Annotated in this window: 18 protein-coding genes and 1 other RNA gene; 8 read left to right on the top strand and 11 right to left on the bottom strand. The window is 34.3% G+C overall.

The features are described 5' to 3' along the window. A partial coding sequence (locus VI621_RS04030) for a PKD domain-containing protein (protein ID WP_324217090.1) occupies window positions 1-2,715 on the bottom strand: 2,715 nt, incomplete at its 3' end. Window positions 2,716-3,518: 803 nt separating this feature from the next. On the opposite strand from VI621_RS04030, the gene VI621_RS04025 reads away from it, so the two are divergent. From VI621_RS04025 to VI621_RS04010, 4 genes are read left to right on the top strand one after another with little or no spacing between them, the layout of a single operon-like run. Beyond that, the gene (locus VI621_RS04025) at window positions 3,519-4,007 is read left to right on the top strand and encodes a histidine phosphatase family protein (protein WP_324217089.1); all 489 of its coding nucleotides are present in this window, start codon (window positions 3,519-3,521) and stop codon (window positions 4,005-4,007) included. Further along, complete coding sequence (gene ppk1 / locus VI621_RS04020) at window positions 4,004-6,118, top strand: polyphosphate kinase 1 (protein ID WP_324217088.1); 2,115 nt, start codon at window positions 4,004-4,006, stop codon at window positions 6,116-6,118. The genes VI621_RS04025 and ppk1 overlap by 4 nt, the downstream gene beginning before the upstream one ends. Before the next feature lie 51 nt (window positions 6,119-6,169). Further along, a complete protein-coding gene (locus VI621_RS04015) occupies window positions 6,170-7,060 on the top strand; it encodes an exopolyphosphatase (RefSeq protein ID WP_324217087.1) in 891 nt (296 codons plus the stop codon). Between the two features lie 9 nt (window positions 7,061-7,069). Beyond that, a complete protein-coding gene (locus VI621_RS04010) occupies window positions 7,070-7,657 on the top strand; it encodes a TMEM175 family protein (protein WP_324217086.1) in 588 nt (195 codons plus the stop codon). A gap of 1 nt (window position 7,658) precedes the next feature. Here VI621_RS04010 and VI621_RS04005 read toward each other — a convergent pair whose 3' ends face one another. The 7 genes from VI621_RS04005 to VI621_RS03975 form a co-directional block, all read right to left on the bottom strand. Then, window positions 7,659-8,228, bottom strand: coding sequence for a DNA polymerase III subunit gamma/tau (locus VI621_RS04005; RefSeq protein WP_324217085.1), 570 nt, complete (start codon window positions 8,226-8,228; stop codon window positions 7,659-7,661). A 59-nt stretch (window positions 8,229-8,287) separates the two neighbouring features. Further along, window positions 8,288-9,373: a DNA polymerase III subunit gamma/tau gene (gene dnaX, locus VI621_RS04000; protein WP_324217084.1), complete on the bottom strand. Its 1,086-nt coding sequence runs from the start codon at window positions 9,371-9,373 to the stop codon at window positions 8,288-8,290. Window positions 9,374-9,671: 298 nt separating this feature from the next. Further along, window positions 9,672-10,517, bottom strand: a complete 846-nt coding sequence (locus VI621_RS03995) for a DNA adenine methylase (RefSeq protein WP_324217083.1) — start codon at window positions 10,515-10,517, stop codon at window positions 9,672-9,674. A 201-nt stretch (window positions 10,518-10,718) separates the two neighbouring features. Then, window positions 10,719-11,090 carry a hypothetical protein gene (locus VI621_RS03990; protein WP_324217082.1) on the bottom strand — a complete coding sequence of 124 codons (372 nt, stop codon included), beginning with the start codon at window positions 11,088-11,090 and terminating at the stop codon, window positions 10,719-10,721. 1 nt (window position 11,091) lies between these two features. Continuing rightward, the gene (locus VI621_RS03985; RefSeq protein WP_324217081.1) at window positions 11,092-11,736 is read right to left on the bottom strand and encodes a hypothetical protein; all 645 of its coding nucleotides are present in this window, start codon (window positions 11,734-11,736) and stop codon (window positions 11,092-11,094) included. Between the two features lie 10 nt (window positions 11,737-11,746). Beyond that, window positions 11,747-12,529 (bottom strand): hypothetical protein, encoded by a 783-nt coding sequence (locus VI621_RS03980; RefSeq protein ID WP_324217080.1) that lies wholly within the window; start codon window positions 12,527-12,529, stop codon window positions 11,747-11,749. A 303-nt stretch (window positions 12,530-12,832) separates the two neighbouring features. After that, window positions 12,833-13,135, bottom strand: a complete 303-nt coding sequence (locus tag VI621_RS03975) for a hypothetical protein (protein ID WP_324217079.1) — start codon at window positions 13,133-13,135, stop codon at window positions 12,833-12,835. A 120-nt stretch (window positions 13,136-13,255) separates the two neighbouring features. On the opposite strand from VI621_RS03975, the gene rnpB reads away from it, so the two are divergent. Then, an RNA gene (gene rnpB, locus VI621_RS03970) (RNase P RNA component class A) lies at window positions 13,256-13,575 on the top strand. Between the two features lie 68 nt (window positions 13,576-13,643). Then, window positions 13,644-14,045, top strand: a complete 402-nt coding sequence (locus VI621_RS03965) for a DoxX family protein (RefSeq protein ID WP_324217078.1) — start codon at window positions 13,644-13,646, stop codon at window positions 14,043-14,045. A gap of 56 nt (window positions 14,046-14,101) precedes the next feature. Here VI621_RS03965 and VI621_RS03960 read toward each other — a convergent pair whose 3' ends face one another. Both VI621_RS03960 and VI621_RS03955 read right to left on the bottom strand, forming a co-directional pair. Continuing rightward, on the bottom strand, window positions 14,102-14,692 hold the full coding sequence (locus VI621_RS03960; protein ID WP_324217077.1) for an RsmD family RNA methyltransferase: 591 nt from the start codon (window positions 14,690-14,692) through the stop codon (window positions 14,102-14,104). After that, complete coding sequence (locus VI621_RS03955; protein WP_324217076.1) at window positions 14,689-15,507, bottom strand: DUF3822 family protein; 819 nt, start codon at window positions 15,505-15,507, stop codon at window positions 14,689-14,691. Before VI621_RS03955 ends, VI621_RS03960 begins: the two co-directional genes overlap by 4 nt. 246 nt (window positions 15,508-15,753) lie before the next feature. Here VI621_RS03955 and VI621_RS03950 point away from each other — a divergent pair, with 246 nt between their 5' ends. Next, window positions 15,754-17,175 (top strand): ATP-dependent DNA helicase, encoded by a 1,422-nt coding sequence (locus VI621_RS03950; RefSeq protein ID WP_324217075.1) that lies wholly within the window; start codon window positions 15,754-15,756, stop codon window positions 17,173-17,175. A 29-nt stretch (window positions 17,176-17,204) separates the two neighbouring features. Continuing rightward, on the top strand, window positions 17,205-17,930 hold the full coding sequence (gene kdsB, locus VI621_RS03945) for a 3-deoxy-manno-octulosonate cytidylyltransferase (protein ID WP_324217074.1): 726 nt from the start codon (window positions 17,205-17,207) through the stop codon (window positions 17,928-17,930). A 1-nt stretch (window position 17,931) separates the two neighbouring features. Here the strand turns inward: kdsB and VI621_RS03940 are convergent, their stop codons facing one another. Beyond that, window positions 17,932-18,642: a potassium channel family protein gene (locus tag VI621_RS03940; RefSeq protein WP_324217073.1), complete on the bottom strand. Its 711-nt coding sequence runs from the start codon at window positions 18,640-18,642 to the stop codon at window positions 17,932-17,934. Between the last annotated feature and the right edge of the window lie 12 nt (window positions 18,643-18,654).

The raw sequence follows: 18,654 nt of genomic DNA, 5'->3' as shown, positions 1-18,654 counted from the left end.
AGGCGTACCGCAATTATCGGCTTCATTGGTCACCGCTGCGATACTTGGAGCAGGGAAAGTTCCGTTGCATCCGCTAAGCGTAATTGGAGCAGGATTAGAAGCAGTAGGCAAAGTCGTATCTACAGTTCGGATTAAATTTTGAGTCACATTAATGCTGTTATTACAGGCATCCGTTACGCTATAAGTCCTGATGGTAGTTTCCGTACAGCCTACTAAATTAGGAGTGCCGTCACTTACAAAAACAACTGTAGGAGTACCGCAATTATCGGCTTCATTGGTCACCACTGCAATATTTGGAGTAGGGAAAGTCCCGTTACATCCACTAAGTGTAATTGGAGCCGGGTTAGAAGCGGTTGGTAAAGTCGTATCTACAGTTCGGATTAAGTTTTGAGTTACATTAATCGAGTTACCACAGGCATCCGTTACGCTATAAGTCCTGATAGTAGTTGCTGTGCATCCTACCAAATTAGGAGCGCCATCATTTACAAAAGCTACTACAGGCGTACCGCAATTATCGGCTTCATTGGTCACCGCTGCGATACTTGGAGCAGGGAAAGTTCCGTTGCATCCGCTAAGCGTAATTGGTGCAGGATTAGAAGCAGTAGGCAAAGCAGTATCTACTGTTCGGATTAAGTTTTGAGTCACATTAATGCTGTTATTACAAGCATCCGTTACACTATAGGTTCTGATGGTAGTTTCAGTACAACCCACTAAATTAGGAGCACTGTCACTAACAAAAGCTACTACAGGGGTACCGCAATTATCGGCTTCATCTGTCACCGCTGCGATACTTGGAGCAGGGAAAGTTCCGTTGCATCCGCTAAGTGTAATTGGTGCAGGATTAGAAGCGGTAGGTAAAGCAGCATCTACAGTTCGGATTAAGTTTTGAGTTACGTTAATGGAGTTACCGCAGGCATCCGTTACGCTATAAGTTCTGATAGTAGTTTCCGTACAGCCCACTAAATTAGGAGCACCGTCACTTACAAAAGCAACTACAGGCGCACCGCAATTATCGGCTTCATCTGTGACCACTGCAATGCTTGGAGCAGGGAAAGTTCCGTTGCATCCACTAAGCGTAATTGGAGCAGGATTAGAAGCAGTTGGTAAAGCAGCATCTACAGTTCGGATTAAGTTTTGAGTTACATTAATAGAGTTACCACAAGCATCCGTTACGCTATAAGTCCTGATGGTAGTTGCTGTGCATCCTACCAAATTAGGAGCACCATCACTTACAAAAGCAACAACAGGCGTGCCACAATTATCGGCTTCATTGGTCACCACAGCAATACTTGGAGCAGGGAAAGTTCCGTTGCATCCACTGAGCGTAATTGGAGTAGGATTGGATGCCGTAGGTAAAGTTGAATCATTAATTGATATTGTTTGGGTATCAGATCCAGTATTATTGCATTCATCTTTTGCATAAAATGTTCTTGTCACAACAATAGGACAGGTGCCTAATTTAGTATCAATATAACTTAAAATTAAATTACTTGAATTATCGGTCACAGTTCCCCCAGCAGAATTAAATTGTGCTAACGAGATTATAACTTCAGTTGCGCTATAAGGCAGAACTGATATTATTGCTTCCGAGCATCCTTCAATTGAATAGTCGTTTGGTGCTGTGACAACAGGAGTTGAGGTGTCACCTCCAGAAATTATATAAGATTCTGTTTTTTGACATCCTACAGAATCAGTTACTGTTACTGTATAGGTTCCGGCAGTTAATCCACTAATATCTTGTGTTGATGCCCCATTACTCCAGGAATAAGTGTAACCAGGCGTGCCTCCACTTACAGAAAGGTTTATTGCGGCATTATTTGAATTATTACATCCCAATGGTGTTAACAACACAGAGAGGTCAAGCGGTTGTGGAAGGTTTATAGTTTTAATATAAGTACTTACTAATGGAGTTGTGTTAGAATCAGTTACAGTCAATTTAGCCGTATAAGGCCCGGGAAGAGTATAAACAAAAACCGGATTAGCTAAAGTAGAATCGGTACTTCCATTATTAGTAAAATCCCAAGCATAGGTATAGGGTGGAATTCCACCATTTGTAGTATTATCGAAAGTAATCGTTGCTTGATTTCCTACTGTACAACCAGTATAGTCAAATTGAACAGCTAAAGGTGTGGAAATAACAGTATTATCTGAAAAATCACATTGCGATTTACCATAAGAATTACAGTCATATGGAACTAATTCTGTAGGTGAGCCACTAGTTTTCCAAACTACCAATATCCTGCTCAGCATTAATCCGTCACCACAAACCCAGTTAAAAGGGCCATAAATAAAACGTTGCCCTTGTCCAGGAGTAACGGTTCCTAAATTTACATTCAAAGGTATAATAGTATCAACATTATTATGAGTAATGGTCAAATCAGCAAAAATACGAGCATTCTCAATGTTGCTATTTGAATTTGAAGTGTAGTTTAGCATTATATACATTGGTTGTGTTGAGCCAGATATACACGTTGTATTTGTCAATGGAACTCCATTCACATTAGTTAAACTCAAAAATACCTGATTAAGCGTATAATTGTTTGAAACACAACTGTAGTAATCCAAATAATAATTAGGTGCAGAACCACATAATCTTAAATCAGGTTTATCCGGAGTGAACTGAGAAAATGAAGAAGTGGTATAAAACATCAAAATAAAGGTTATGAGGATTTGTTTGATGTTCAGTTTCTTTAATAAATGAGTAATATTTTTCATCAACTTTAACTTTTTTAGTTTAAAAAATGAGATGGCAACTTAGATGTAGCTTTCAAACAATATAGAATTGTTAAGTAGGTCGGTTGAGGTAATAGGGTATATTTTTCTCACAATACAAATTATTTAATTCGTTTTTTTTTAACTAATATTATATTATTAATTTATTGTTAATAACTAATATTTTTATCTAAATTAAATACAAAAAATCATTTTGATACTTTTTTTCCACCAATAACCTGAATACTCGTTGAAGTGACGTTTTTAAAAAAAAATGTTTTTTTTTAAAATATAAAAATTAACTTATATTTATATTATGCAAAAATTTACATGTTAATAACTTATTGATTAACAAGTATTTAAGTAATTAAATAGTGTTTAAAAATTTGTTTTTTAATAAATTGACAGGTGAAAATTATGGACATTAAAAATTATATCGATGAAGTGTGTTTTTTTACAGATTAATAACATTTTTTAATAAGCTTGGGAAATTTAACTAACGAAAAAAAATGTTAATAAGATAATATTTACACGATCTTATATTTTAGTAATAATTTATTAAAAATGTTAAAATTAACATAATATAATTTTTGATAATTAATTGAATTTTTAATTCAATTGGTCTTTTTATAATAGCAAGGATTTACAGGATATTGTATGAATTTCAAAATCTGATAATTTAAAAGTTTTAAAATAAAAATTTTAAGATGAAAAGTTAAAACAGTTTTTGGTTATTTTTATTTTTTGTAATTTGTCTCTGATTATATGATATATCGTGCCCCAAAATACTAACCAATAGTTTACCTATGAAGAATCTAACATTAATTAGACACGCAAAATCTAGTTGGAATGCACCTTTACATGACAAGGATCGGCCATTGGCAAATCGAGGAGTTAAAGATGCACACTTGGTTTCCGCTAATATTCTGAAACATTTGCCTAAAACTTTTATTATATGGAGCAGCACTGCGAAAAGAGCCGCAGAAACAGCTATTATTTTTACGCAAAATATGTTATGCCCTGTAGAAAGTATTATTTTTAAAGATGAATTATACACTTTTGACGAAAAACACCTTGAGAAAATCGTCATGTCTTGCAGCAATGATTACGAAAGTGTAATTCTTTTCGGTCATAATGAGGCTATAACCAATTTTGTTAATAAATTTGGGGATGTTTCCATCGACAATGTCCCAACTACTGGAGTAGTTTCCATAAATTTTGATACAGATGATTGGGAAACAATTAGTAAAGGCAAAACAGAAAAGGTGATATTTCCAAGAGATTTAAAATTATGATTGTAGAAAAAAAATACAAATATATTGATAGAGAAAAAAGCTGGCTGGCCTTCAATGCCAGAGTACTGCAAGAGGCCGCCGATGAAAATGTACCTTTATTAGACAGGTTTCGTTTTTTGGGAATCTTTTCAAACAATTTAGATGAATTTTTCAGAGTTCGTTTTGCTGCCATCCGCAGATTGAGTTTAGCGGGTGTTTCCGGCGAAAAAGTGCTCGGTGGAATCAGCGCGCAACAATTGGTAAAAGACATTACAGAAATTGTAATTCAACAGCAATCCGAAAGTTTGCGGATTTTAAATATTATCGAAAACAAACTTCAAAAAGAAAATATCTTTATTATTAATGAAAATGAAGTTTCAAAAGAACAGGAAAATTTCATCAAGGACTTTTTTATTCAAAAAGTAAGTCCGGCATTGGTGACCATTATATTGAATGACTTGGCTGAATTCCCTTTATTGAAAGATACTTCCGGTTATTTGGCTGTAAAATTGGTAATGAAAACGGAGGAAAAAGCAAAACTATTGGGTTTGGTCAAGCCAAAACCAGAAGTTCGCTATGCGGTTATCGAAATTCCAAAAACCATAAACAGATTTGTAGTTCTGCCATCAAGTAATGATAAACAATATATCATCCTGTTGGATGATGTGATTCGTTATAACCTTGCCAGTATTTTTAATATTTTTGATTATAAAAGTGTTAAGGCACATATGATAAAAATTACTCGTGACGCACAATTAGATATTGATAGCGATATGAGTAAGAGTATGTTAGAAAAAATTGCTACAAGTGTAAAAGACCGTAGAATTGGCGAACCGGTTCGTTTTGTTTATGATCAGTCTATTGGAAAAGATACCCTGAAGTTTTTCTTAGCCAATATGGGAATTGATTCCTCAGACAGTATTATTCCCGGAGGGAGATATCATAACAGACGCGATTATATGGATTTTCCAAATTTAGGAAGATATGATTTGGTCTATAAACCAAAAATCCCATTGCCAGTTGAAGGATTAAGTCTTGACGGAAGTATTTTAAATAAAATCGCCCAAAAAGATTACTTGGTAAATGCGCCTTATCAGTCCTTTTCTTATATCATAAAATTTCTTCGAGAGGCTGCGCTTGACCCAAAAGTTACCGCCATAAAAATTACATTGTATCGTTTGGCCAAAAATTCTCAAGTCATTAGTTCTCTAATAAATGCTGCCAAAAACGGAAAAAAAGTAACGGTTCAAATTGAACTTCAGGCTCGTTTCGATGAAGCCAGTAATATTTCCTACGCAGAGCAAATGCAAATGGAAGGGATAGAACTTATTTTCGGAATAAAAGGACTCAAAGTACACAGTAAAATTTGTCTCATAGAAAGAATTGAAGAAGGGAAATTAAAACGTTACGGAATGATTTCTACAGGAAATTTCAATGAAGCTACCGGAAAAGTATATACTGATGTTACTCTTTTTACGAGTCATCAGCAAATACTAAGGGATGTTTCAAAAATTTTCGAATTCTTCGATGTTAATTATAGAGTGCATCGTTACAAACATCTTATCGTTTCACCTCATTATACGCGTTCTCGATTTTATAAATTAATTGACAGAGAAATAATGAATGCGCTTTCAGGAAAAGAAGCATTCATAAAACTAAGAATGAACAGTTTATCCGATTTTTCAATAATAGACAAATTATATGATGCAGGCAAAGCAGGAGTAAAAATCCAATTGCAGATAAGAGGAATTTGTTGTTTAATTCCCGGAGTAAAAGGGATGAGCGAAAATATACAAGCCATAAGCATTGTAGATAATTATCTGGAACACTCCAGAGTATACATTTTTGGTAATGATGGAGACCCGGAAGTATTTATTTCTTCGGCCGATTTTATGACAAGAAATATCGATGGAAGGGTAGAAGTAACCTGTCCAATTTACGATGACGACATCAAAAAAGAGCTAATAGATACTTTCGATATCGGTTGGAAAGGAAATGTAAAAGCCAGATTACATTCGGAAAAATTAGATAATAAATATCAGGTTCGTGGCAAGAACCCGGTTTTCAGAGCACAACTCGAAACCTATAATTATTACCTGGACAAACTTGAAGTAATAACGGAAAAGGTATAAAACAGGGGTTATGAGTTTCTCAATTAAACATATAAACGAATTAAGAGCAAAATGATTTCAATAAAAAAATACGCAGCTATAGATATCGGTTCCAATGCGATGCGTCTTTTGGTTACCAATATTGTAGAAGCAGAAGGAAAAGAAACCCAGTTTAACAAAAGTGCTTTAGTTCGTGTTCCTATTCGTTTGGGTCAGGATGCCTTTACTGTTGGTGAAATTTCAGAAGAAAACATAGAAAGAATGATTGATGCTATGAAGGCATTTAAGTTATTAATGAAAGTGCATAAAGTCGAAAAATACATGGCTTGTGCCACATCGGCTATGCGTGAAGCTTCCAATGGTACTGAAGTGGTTGATATTATAAAAAAGAAATCCGACATTAAAATAGAAATCATAGATGGTAAAAAAGAAGCCGCGATTATTGCTTCAACCGATTTGCATTATTTGTTAAAAACAGACCAAACCTATCTTTATGTGGATGTTGGTGGGGGAAGCACCGAATTCTCTCTTTTTTCTAATGGAAAAATGGTGGCTTCCAAATCTTTCAAAGCAGGAACAGTTCGTCTGCTAAATGAAGTAGTAAGTGAAATCGTTTGGAGTGAAATTGAAAAATGGATAAAAACCAAAACTGAAGATTACGATCAGATTACCTTAATCGGTTCGGGCGGAAACATCAATAAAATTTTCAAAATGTCGGGTAAACCACAAGAAAAGCCCTTGTCTTATATTTATATGAATTCACAATACACATTTTTGAATTCACTGACCTATGAACAAAGAATTTCTGAATTAGGCCTGAATCCCGATCGTGCCGATGTAATCATTCCGGCCATTCGCGTTTATCTTAATGCCATGAAATGGAGTGGCGCCAGAAATATTTATGTTCCAAAGATTGGACTTTCAGATGGAATTGTGAAAGCGTTATATTACGGGAAAATTTAAATTTAAAAAATGAATAAAACTCGTTTAGAAGCATTTAGTGATGGCGTTTTAGCTATAATTATTACCATTATGGTTTTGGAAATTAAAGTTCCTGAAGGAGGAAATTTTAGTTCGCTTCTAGAATTATATCCTGTTTTCCTTAGTTATATTTTAAGCTTTATTTACATAGCGATTTATTGGAATAATCACCATCATATGTTGCAGAGCGCATCAAAAACAAATGGAAAAATACTTTGGGCTAATCTGCATTTACTTTTTTGGTTGTCTTTAATTCCTTTTACTTCAGGTTGGATGGGAGAAAACCATTTTGCAAAAGCAACAATGACACTATATGGTGTAGTTCTTTTTATGGCGGCTATTGCCTATTGGATTTTACAAAATCAAATTATTGCCAGCGAGGGAGAAAACAATATTCTTGCTAAAGCTGTGGGCAAAAATTTTAAAGGAAAAGCATCACCTGTTTTATATTTTATTGCCATATTATTTTCATTTTACAACGAATGGATTTCTGGAGCTATATACATTTTAGTAGCTTTGATTTGGCTTGTTCCAAACAAAAGAATTGAGATAATAATAAATTCTGAAAAGAATAATTAAGTTAAATATCCAAATCAAACGTCTTTCTTAATAATTCTAAATTTGGATTTTTTTCGCACAAACGATTGTATTTTTCCTGAGTGGTAAAAGCTTGTTTGGTCTCTACATTTTCATTTACGGTTACTTCAATAGTAATGTTGTGATTGTGCAAATGTCCTCGTAAATGACCTAATAAACCATGTTTTTCGGTTTCAAAATCAATCTTTGAGCCTTCGTTTGGTAATTCGAGAGTTATAGCTATTCCGTTTAAAACAGGGTCATTTATCAATAATAAGGATTCCATGATTTTGTGACCCTTATCACCTAAACGCTGCGCGTATTTGTTCCATTGCAGCAACATATCGTTTTCTGTAAATTCTTCAGTTGGTAAATGTGTTTCTGCTTTTACAAAAGATTTACTGGATTCCTGCAGTTCTTTTTTGGCACGAATACTCGATAACGAAAAAGCGGAAACTTTCAGTTCGTTTCCAAAAGGAATCACAATTTTTGGAATAGAAGCAACAACTGGAATAACAGTTTCCGGTTGTTCATCAATAGGTTTTTGAAGTTGTGAAATAGCTGGAATGTCCATTATTTCAGGAGAATTTACGACAATTTCAAGAATTTTTTTGTAGAAATAATTAGGTGGAATTATAAATCCGTCAACTTTTTTTTTTCTCCATCAAAAGTGATAGAGGCTAATTGCATCAAACAAAGTTCGACCAATAATCGTTGATTTTGACTGACTTTATATTTCAAATCACAATCATTAGCGATTTCAATTCCTTTCAATAAAAAACCTTGAGATGCTTTTTGCGATTGAACGGCATATAGTTTTTGGGCTTGTTCGCCAACTTCTAATAATGATAATGTCGAAGGTGTCTTGCTGACCAATAAATCCCTAAAATGCGAAGCCAATCCAGATACAAAATGATGTCCGTCGAAACCTTTAGAAAGAATATCGTTGTAAGCCATCAATATCGCCGGAATTTTATTCTCCAAAATTAAGTCGGTTACATTAATGTAAGTTTCATAATCTAATACGTTCAGGTTTTCAGTAACGGCCTGACGTGTCAAATTAGTACCACAATACGAAACGACTCTGTCGAAAATAGACAAAGCATCACGCATCGCACCATCGGCTTTTTGAGCAATAATATGCAAAGCATCATCTTCAAAAATAACACCTTGATTATTTGCTACATCAGCAAGATGTTCTTTGGCATCTTTAACGGTGATTCTTTTGAAATCAAAAATCTGACAACGAGAAAGTATGGTTGGAATGATTTTATGTTTTTCGGTCGTAGCCAAAATAAAAATCGCATGTTTTGGCGGTTCTTCCAGAGTTTTCAGGAATGCATTAAACGCAGCCGAAGACAACATATGAACCTCATCAATAATATAAACTTTATATTTTCCCGTTTGTGGCGGAATACGTACTTGGTCAATTAAGTTCCGAATATCATCTACCGAGTTGTTCGAAGCCGCATCCAATTCAAAAACATTGAAAGCAAAATCTTCATTCGGATCGTCATAGCCAGGTTGGTTGATTTTCCGAGCCAAAATTCGTGCACAAGTTGTTTTTCCAACACCTCTGGGGCCAGTAAATAATAGGGCAGAGGCCAAATGATTGGTTTCTATGGCATTCAATAAAGTATTCGTAATGGCTTGCTGTCCTACAACATCTTTAAATGTTTGAGGACGATATTTACGTGCCGAAACTACAAATTGTTCCATAGATTTTTATTGGATGACAAATATAGGATTTTTGTTGATTTGTTTATTTGGTAATTTATTTATTTAACGAAAATAATTTCAACTCATTTTACCAATAAATATAGTTTTAAGAAAATTCGAATAGAATTTTAAAATGAAGAAAAATAAAAAAAAAATAAACAAGAAATAATTATAATCGAAAAAATGAAATGTGCAAAAATCCAAAATGAAACGTGCACTTTCTAGGACAAATATAGCAAAAAGGCCTCGATTAGTTCGAGGCCTTTTTAAATACAATTTAAACACTATTTAAACATTATTAAGTCGTCGAGCTATCCCAACACTTATAAAGCATGATGTCCGTATAGCTTGAATTGTAGTTTACGGCATTGTTCATACTCACAGTTGTTGAACCATCAAACGGATTCCCTTTATACGTTCTTGTTTCGATCCAGTCACATAACTCTACTATTTGCGACTTATTTGAGGTGAAATAAAGGTAATTGGTTCCTTCAAGTACGGTCAACACATCCAAATAATCTTTTAGTTTCCAATAACTTTTATAGGTACCGGTTTCAGTTGACAAATAAGGTGGGTCTACTAGGAATACCACATTAGGTACATTCTTATATTGTTCAAACAGCTCCTTATAATCTTTCGATTCAATAATTAAACCGTCAAGGTAGCCATCTGTATTATATTCCGATTGACGAACGCAATTATACATCGTTTGTGCCTTCAATTCGTCATAGCTCAGCACATACTTCATGCTAAACAAAATTGAACTGGACAAAGTAATATAATCAACATACCCAACTATGCTTTGTTCTTCAAAAACCCGTTTTAGTATGCGTTTCTTTTCGTTTTCCGGCACTTTTTTATCTTTTGGTACATCTGTAAGGATTGCCCGGATATCTTTTATTAAAACGTTTGTTTTCTCAACATTTAACAATCGTTCTCTATAATTATCGTAATCGTTATAAATTACAGATGCTTCGGGATAGTATGATTTAACTGTATGTGACAATAATCCGGAACCTCCGAATAAATCAACATAGGTTGCATGAGCCGGACATTTATCCAATACTTTTTTTACTTCGGTTAAAAACCTTCTTTTCTGACCCATAAACGGCAACGGTGCCGTGGTGTACTTTTTTTGTTTCATTTTCATTTTTAATATTCGTTTTTTGATTGATGATTGATTATATTTGCAATTCTCACATCTATAATTATAAATACACTAAAGCCACAACCCGAAGACATATTATGTCCTCTGACTGTGGCTTTAGTGCAACAATTTTAATTAAGATGTGAGAGTTTTTATTAAATGTCGGAGGACTATTTTTACTTCCCGTCCTCCTGAGAATTACACTAAAACATCGATGCTTTTAAAGCAATGCTCATCATCCATTTCGTCCAGGATAAAAGCAACTTTTTTACCAAGCTTAGTTAGAGTGCCATCGCGCTGATTTTTACCAAGCACACTCGAAATAGTTTCTTTGCGCTTGCCAAATTGATAACCTCCTTTCTTTATTAAAATCAGGTTAAACAAGTCTTTGCATACCACATTGCCGGAGGCGTCTATACTCGTGGCAATACTTAAAAATTGCTGATCTAATCGGTTAAAGGAAAATCGCCAACGCCTTTTATATAAGTTGATAAAAAAGGTCATCAGCAGCCCTAACGGAAAGAGTATGGCCGAAAGTAATAATGCTACAATAGCTAGAGCGGTTCCCATATTACTGTAAATTCATTAAAATTAATTCTTTAACCGTTCTGGGTTCATATCCAAAAACTTCATTGTCAAAAACCGCATTTATATCCGGGTTTGTTTCTGAATTCATAGCTAAAACTAACTTTTCCTTTTTGCCCGTCTTTAAATAAAACTCATAATCCGATGTGTATCTTGCATATAACAACGCATACAAATCAGGGTTTTGCGCCTGCAAATAATCATCTGCGGAGTATCTTTCTGATTTTAAAATGGCTCGTTGCTTTTGGCTTGAAAAAGTGATTTTAACGGTGTTTTCGTCTACTCTGTTAAATACAGGTTCTAATCTGAAATAATACGGCTGCATGGCTTTTGATGCGCCAATTTCGCCCGCCCAATCTATCCAGTGCATATTTGATTTTACGCCAATAAATGTATTAGGATAAACGATTCCTTCATATTCATGGTCGCCAAATAAACGTTCGTAAACTATTCTAATGGCTTCTTTTTTGTTTGCGAAATAATACGATTTGGAAACTTTCTGACCTTTCATGTTGTAAATAGGCTCTCGCTCATTTAACCAATTGAATTGACTGAAATCTTTATCCGTGAGGGTATTGAGGTTAATTCCCCTTTCTTCTACTATGTGGTCTATTACTAGTTGTGCGCTCATAATTATTATTTTATAAAATGCCTTTTATTCCTATAATATCTAAACCTAACATGTCAATTTCAACTTTCATTTCAACACTTGGGTCTGTTATTATGAATTTCATTGTATCATTCATAAAGAATTGCATTAAAGACCCCGTGCGTCTTAAAGAAAACACTGTGTCTGCGTAAGTAGATGCCGGGCCTATATAGCCGATTAAAGTTCCATCACCATAATGTGCAGTAACATCGCAAGTTGACGCTGACGAAATCCAAATACTTATATAACAAAATATAGAATTATCAGATACTTTTTTAAAATATAAACGTCTATTTGTTGAGGCTCCTATTGGCGTTGGATGATACGGACTTTTATTGTAAGACCACAAGAAACGAAAGAAACCACTTGCAGGTATTGTGAAAAAAGAGGTATTTAGTTTTCCCTCAGCCTTTAATCCTGAATATTGCATTTTCAACGTTCCGTTAGTTGTTACATCAGCATAAACTAAACTATTCCAATCACTTGCGGTCGGAATTAAAATTGTTCCTAAAATAACCTGATATGCGTTATTGAATGTTCTACTAATTCCATTGTTTAAAACAATAGAAAAAAGTCCTTCCGTTGCGCCCGTCGTCACATTAACAGTTATCCAATTTGAATTGTGAAAATTAAAATAATTAACTGTTTGGCTTGTAAAAACCACCGTCATTGTTGGCGTAAAAAAACTACCGTATAGTTCAAAATTTCCTATTGTTGATGGTAGTGTAGAATCAGGAACGACAATATCAATATATGGCGCGGGCATTAACGCCATGCTATATAATTTCAAATTTCCGTTGGCATCGTACGATTCAATGGTAGTTAATCGTTTAGAGCGTTTAAAAAAGGTAATAGCAATGGTAGATCAATGGTACTAAACGGTAGATAAATGCACCTTTTATTTTTGGAGTGTTTTAGACCTTTTTTGTTGTGAAGTATTGATTTTGTTGGTTTTTTTGACCTTTTTTTTATTAGTTACTGAGTAGGTTTTATTTTATAGCCCTTATAATTATATTATTTTCTTGTTTAAATATAATAGGGATGAGAATCAATTAGTATTCAATATCAAGTCTTTAAATCAACTTATTTCTCGTCCTTTGGTACTTAACTCATTCAAAACACGGGCAGCATCATTGTCTGAATTGGCAGAAAATCCGGCCACAAAAACGCCTTTTTGGCCTGAACTGGATTTTATACCATAAACAACCGCTTCGTCCCCAGGATCGGTATTGCCTTCGTAACGGTAAACATGTTCAATTTGATATTGATGCGGATTTTTTTTAATATCCTCTTCATGAAGATTGAAATCTATGGTGAAACCTTTTTCGTTTAATTCGTTTAAAGCCTCAGAAACCGTGGCATAATGATACATTTGTGACATAGCAATAGAAGATTAGTTGTTTGTATTAAAGGTAACTATTTTATTATTAATTGATTGTAAAAGTCTTGTTAAACTAGGTAACCAAATGCGTAAATCGCAAATTAAATGTTGTAAATTTGCACCGCAGACCGCCTTATCGCCGTTTTGAGCAATCAAGAGGGAGGAAAGTCCGGACACCACAGAGTAGCATAGCGGGTAACACCCGTCGGGTTGAGCAATCAATTTAGGACAAGTGCAGCAGAAAGTATGTACAGGTAATGCTGTAGTGAAAACAGGTAAACTCTATGCGGTGAAATTTCAAGTATATCAACATTTAAGGGTCACTCGCCCGTTGTTGAAGGGTAGAAAGATGGAGCTTATGAGTAATTGTAAGCCTAGATAAATGATAAGGATTTGCCTAACGGCGGATACAGAACCCGGCTTATAGGTCTGCATTTTTTTTAAAACTACAATGATGAAATTTTGAAATCATAATATTTTTATTACATTTAGATTTCAAAATTTTAGCATGAAAAAGTTTCCTTTTATCAGTTTAAATACTTCCCTTATTTTATTGAGAGTTTGTGTAGCCATATTATTTATTGCTCATGCTGTTGTTCGAATAACTAATGGAGCGGTGAGTCAATTTGCCGATTTTCTATCCAGTCAAGGTTTTATGATGGGTACGGCTGTCGTTTGGATAATTACATTTTTTGAAATTGCAGGCGGTATACTAATGACACTTGGCTATTTTACAAAATGGCTGGCACTTGGTTTTATTTTAATGCTAATAGTTGGAATAATTGTAATCCACGCCGAACTTGGCTGGTTTGTTGGTGAACACGGAACAGGAGGAATGGAATATAGTATTGCGCTTATTTTTGCTTTGATTGTTATCGCTGCCGCTGATAAAAATAAATCAGCAGACTAACAACCAGACTCCTCTTTTAGGATTCAAATAAAAAGCTCCTTTTTAAATAAAAAAAACTATCCTTCTTCCGTTGAATCCAATCCTTCTTTTACTTCTTCTTCACTATTTCCGTCAATTTCAAAAAAGCTAAAAATAGAACCGCCATAACTCTTTTTAAAAGAAAAGTTTATCAGATGATCCAGTTTCGTGTATTTGGAATGTTCAATAACCATCATGCCATCTTCACGAAGTAATTCCTGCTCAAAAACCAGCAATACAATTTTCTCAAATGTGGCTTGGTCTAAGGCATAAGGTGGATCGGCAAAAATAATATCATAGGAATTATTATTCTTTTCCAGGAATTTAAAAACATCGCTTCTCATTGCAGCGATATTAAAATCATATTCTTCCGCGACTTGTTTGATGAATTTTACACAACCAAAATCAGCATCAACCGAAGTAATATTATCGCTTCCGCGAGAAGCAAATTCATAACTGATGTTACCTGTTCCGGCAAATAAATCCAATATTTTTAGCCCTTCAAAGCTAAAATGGTTGTTCAAAACATTAAACAAGGCTTCCTTACTCATATCCGTCGTTGGACGAACCGGTAAGCCTTTGGGTGGAAAAATGCGTCTTCCTTTAAATTTACCTGAAATTATTCTCACGATTGAAAAAGTATAAAATGCTTTAAGTTTTGAGCCTTTGAAAAATCATTGTGTTTTTGTAATTCGGAAACATCCAACAATGAAACGTTTCTAATATATTTAAATGCGATTTCAAACAATTCGCTTTCTTCCGAAATATCGCCTAATAACTGTAATCTAAAATGCTCCGGATTCAAATTCAATTGCTCTGCGGTAAACAATAAATAGTAAATAAAATCTTCCTTGGTTTTATAATCAAAAGAATTGAACAACAATAATTTCTGATTCTGAACCACTATAATTTCGAATTTATCTGCCGAAAAATGAACGAAAACCTGCTTTTCATCCACATTTTTAGAAAAATCCAATAATTTCGAAACCAAAATACTATTTACCTGTTTGTAATCGAAAGTCTCGAACTGATCCAACAAATAATTATTGATATTCACATACGGAATAAACACGTTGTTCATTTCGTAATTTGCAATGACGTCAAAAGCAAAGAAATCAGTCTCAAAAACCTTAGTGTTGTATTGCAGATAACTGCCTAAATATTCTTCGTCAAACAAGGCTTTTGGGACAAAAGTATTGAGATTATTGTCATGAATCACCACCACTTCGTCATACGTTTTTGTCAATTCCTTGTGGTCTAAAAAAGCTTTCCAAAAATGATCTTCCACTTTCGAAGCTTTAGGAAAAGTTCCAAAATCAATCGTTTCCACCACCAAAACCGATTGATGCAACGTATCAAAAACACAAAACGAAAACCCATTCAAAGTTACTTGAATAGCCAGTTTCTTGTATTTTTTTTCGGTAATGTTCGTGTTAATCGACATGGAGTTTTTCAGATGTTCGCAAACTTACAAATTTTTTAAATGACTATAATTTTTAGGAGCATAAACTTAGGGCTTTTTTATCAATGCAGTTCCCGCTTTCCGTTTCAATCTTTATTGTTGCTAAAGAAGCAACAAAAAGGATTTCCTTTGCAATCGGGGCTAAGGACTATTTTTTTAGCATTTTTATCAAATTTCGATTCCAAAACAGAACAAACTTTGCGTACTTTGCCATTAAATAAATTCCAAATGAGTTCCAGCGCTTTCTATAATCTTTTGAGTCGACAATTTCCTTTTAACCCCACGTTAAAACAGGATATTTTCTTCCAACAAATAGCGGAATTCATTACCAACGATGATAATAACGAGATTTTTGTTTTGAAAGGGTATGCCGGAACCGGGAAAACTACCGTCATTTCTACCATTGTAAACAATCTCGTCGAAATCAATAAAAAATATGTTTTGTTGGCGCCAACAGGTCGTGCCGCGAAAGTGATTGCCAATTATTCGAATAAACCGGCTTTTACCATTCATAAAAAAATCTATTTTCCCAAAAAAGGAAGTGGAGGAGGCGTGAGTTTCACGATGCAGCAGAACAAACACAAAAACACCTTTTTCATAGTCGATGAAGCTTCGATGATTTCGGATACCAATTCCGAAAGTAAAATGTATGAAAATGGTTCTTTATTAGATGATTTGATTTCGTATGTGTATTCGGGAACCAATTGCAAAATGATTTTATTGGGTGATACCGCACAATTGCCACCGGTAAATTTAGATATTTCTCCCGCCCTGAATATTGACTCTTTAGGAATGAATTATGACAAAGAAATAAAACACATCGAATTGGATGAAGTCATGCGACAGGAAGAAAATTCCGGAATTTTATACAATGCAACCGAACTTCGAGAAGTGTTGAAAGAACATTTTATTACTGATTTCCAATTTAAATTAAGAGGATTCAAAGATATTGTACGTCTTTCAGACGGGTATGATATTCAGGATGCGATTAATTCGGCGTACAGCAATTACAGTATCGAAGACACCGCATTTATAGTGCGTTCCAATAAAAGAGCGAACCAATACAACCAACAAATCAGAACGAAAATCCTCGATAAAGAAAGCGAATTATCAACAGGCGATTTTCTGATGGTCGTAAAAAATAATTACTTTTGGTTAAAAGAAACAGACGAAGCCGGATTTATTGCCAATGGTGATATTATTGAAGTATTAGAAATTTTCAACATTCAGGAACTATATGGTTTCAAGTTTGCTAAAGTCAAAATTAGGATGGTCGATTATCCGAAACAGATTCCTTTTGAAACCGTTCTATTGATGGATACCATTACAAGCGAATCGCCCTCATTAACCTATGAAGAATCCAACAAATTGTATCAAGAAGTGATGAAGGATTACGAAGGCGAAACGAAATATAAAATGTTTCAAAAAGTTAAAGAAAACGAATATTTTAATGCGTTGCAAGTCAAGTTTTCTTATGCTATAACGTGTCATAAATCGCAGGGTGGACAATGGAATACCGTTTTTATCGAACAGCCGTATTTGCCAGACGGAATCAACCGGGATTATATCCGTTGGTTGTATACCGCCATTACCAGAGCAAAAGATAAATTATATTTGATAGGATTCAAGGACGAAAATTTTGAAGAATAATTTACAGATTCAGCTTAAAAAAATATAAAATGAAAATAATAGCCGTCATTCCCGCACGATATGCTTCCACTAGATTTCCAGCAAAATTAATGCAGGATTTAGGTGGAAAAACTGTGATTTCCAGAACGTATGAAGCCGCAATAAATACTAGTTTATTTGATGACGTATTTGTAGTTACCGATTCGGAATTGATTTTTAACGAAATTGTTTCCAATGGAGGCAAAGCCATTATGAGTATTAAGGAGCATGAAAGCGGAAGTGACCGAATTGCTGAAGCTATTGAGAATCTTGATGTTGATATTGTAGTGAATGTGCAAGGCGATGAACCTTTTATCAACAAAGAACCTTTAGAAAAAGTATTGGAAATTTTCAGAAATGATACTGAGAATAAAGTGGATTTAGCTTCTTTAATGCGAGAAATTACCAATATGGATGACATTAATAATCCCAATAATGTAAAAGTTGTGGTGGACCAAAATAATTTTGCCTTGTATTTTTCCCGTTCCGTAATTCCATATCCAAGAGAAGTGAATGTTGGTGTTCGTTATATGCAGCATATCGGGATTTATGCTTTCAGAAAGCAAGCCTTACTGGATTTTTACAGTTTGCCTATGAAATCGCTCGAAGCTTCCGAAAAACTGGAACAACTTCGTTATTTAGAATATGGAAAAAGAATCAAAATGGTCGAAACTTCCCATGTAGGAATAGGAATTGACACACCGGAAGATTTAGAAAAAGCGAGATTGATGTTATAATTTACCCTTCATTTTCAAGGTCGAAATAGCCTTTGTTTTTTATATTGGTGGAGAAAAAATTTAAAAATAACACCACAAAAAACAGAAATAACAAAGCCTGTGTACTTGCTAAAATTTTTCCGATAGTAGTAACCGGATAATAGTCGCCATATCCAATCGATGATAAGGTAATTAAGCTAAAATAAATGGAATCGAACCAATGATCGAAAGGCTTGTTCAAATAATTTCCGCAAGAATATAAAACGGCAAAGGCAAATATTATTTCCAAATAGTTAATGAAAAGCAATAAAATGGACCTTTTATAAGAACGGGGTCTTGAAAATAAATCGGAAGCAAAAATTAAGGTGGGGATGTACAAGACGGTTTCCAATAATATATAAACCATAAACCAAATTACCAGTCTATAGTCTTGCCAATGATTGATTAAAATCAATATTGGAAAGGAAACTTTAAACAAAATATAAAAATCCAGGGCTAAATCTTGGTATTCATGACCTTTTTTATTGGCTAAATACTTTATATAAACTCCGGGAAAAAGCAATTGGGAAGAGGAGAGGAATAGTCGAATAATTTTTTCTACACCAGCATCATCCTGATGGTCGTTGTTCCAAATTGCCTTTATATTTTGAATCCGTTTTTGAATAGGATTATACTTTGGTTTTTCAACCATTGCAATATTACCTAAGAGGAGTTTCTTTAAAATTTCTTTCATATAAGTAGGGCA

This window comes from Flavobacterium sp., assembly GCF_035292545.1.
In the GTDB taxonomy this organism is placed as follows: domain Bacteria; phylum Bacteroidota; class Bacteroidia; order Flavobacteriales; family Flavobacteriaceae; genus Flavobacterium.
This window is presented reverse-complemented; position numbering and strand designations above follow the sequence as displayed.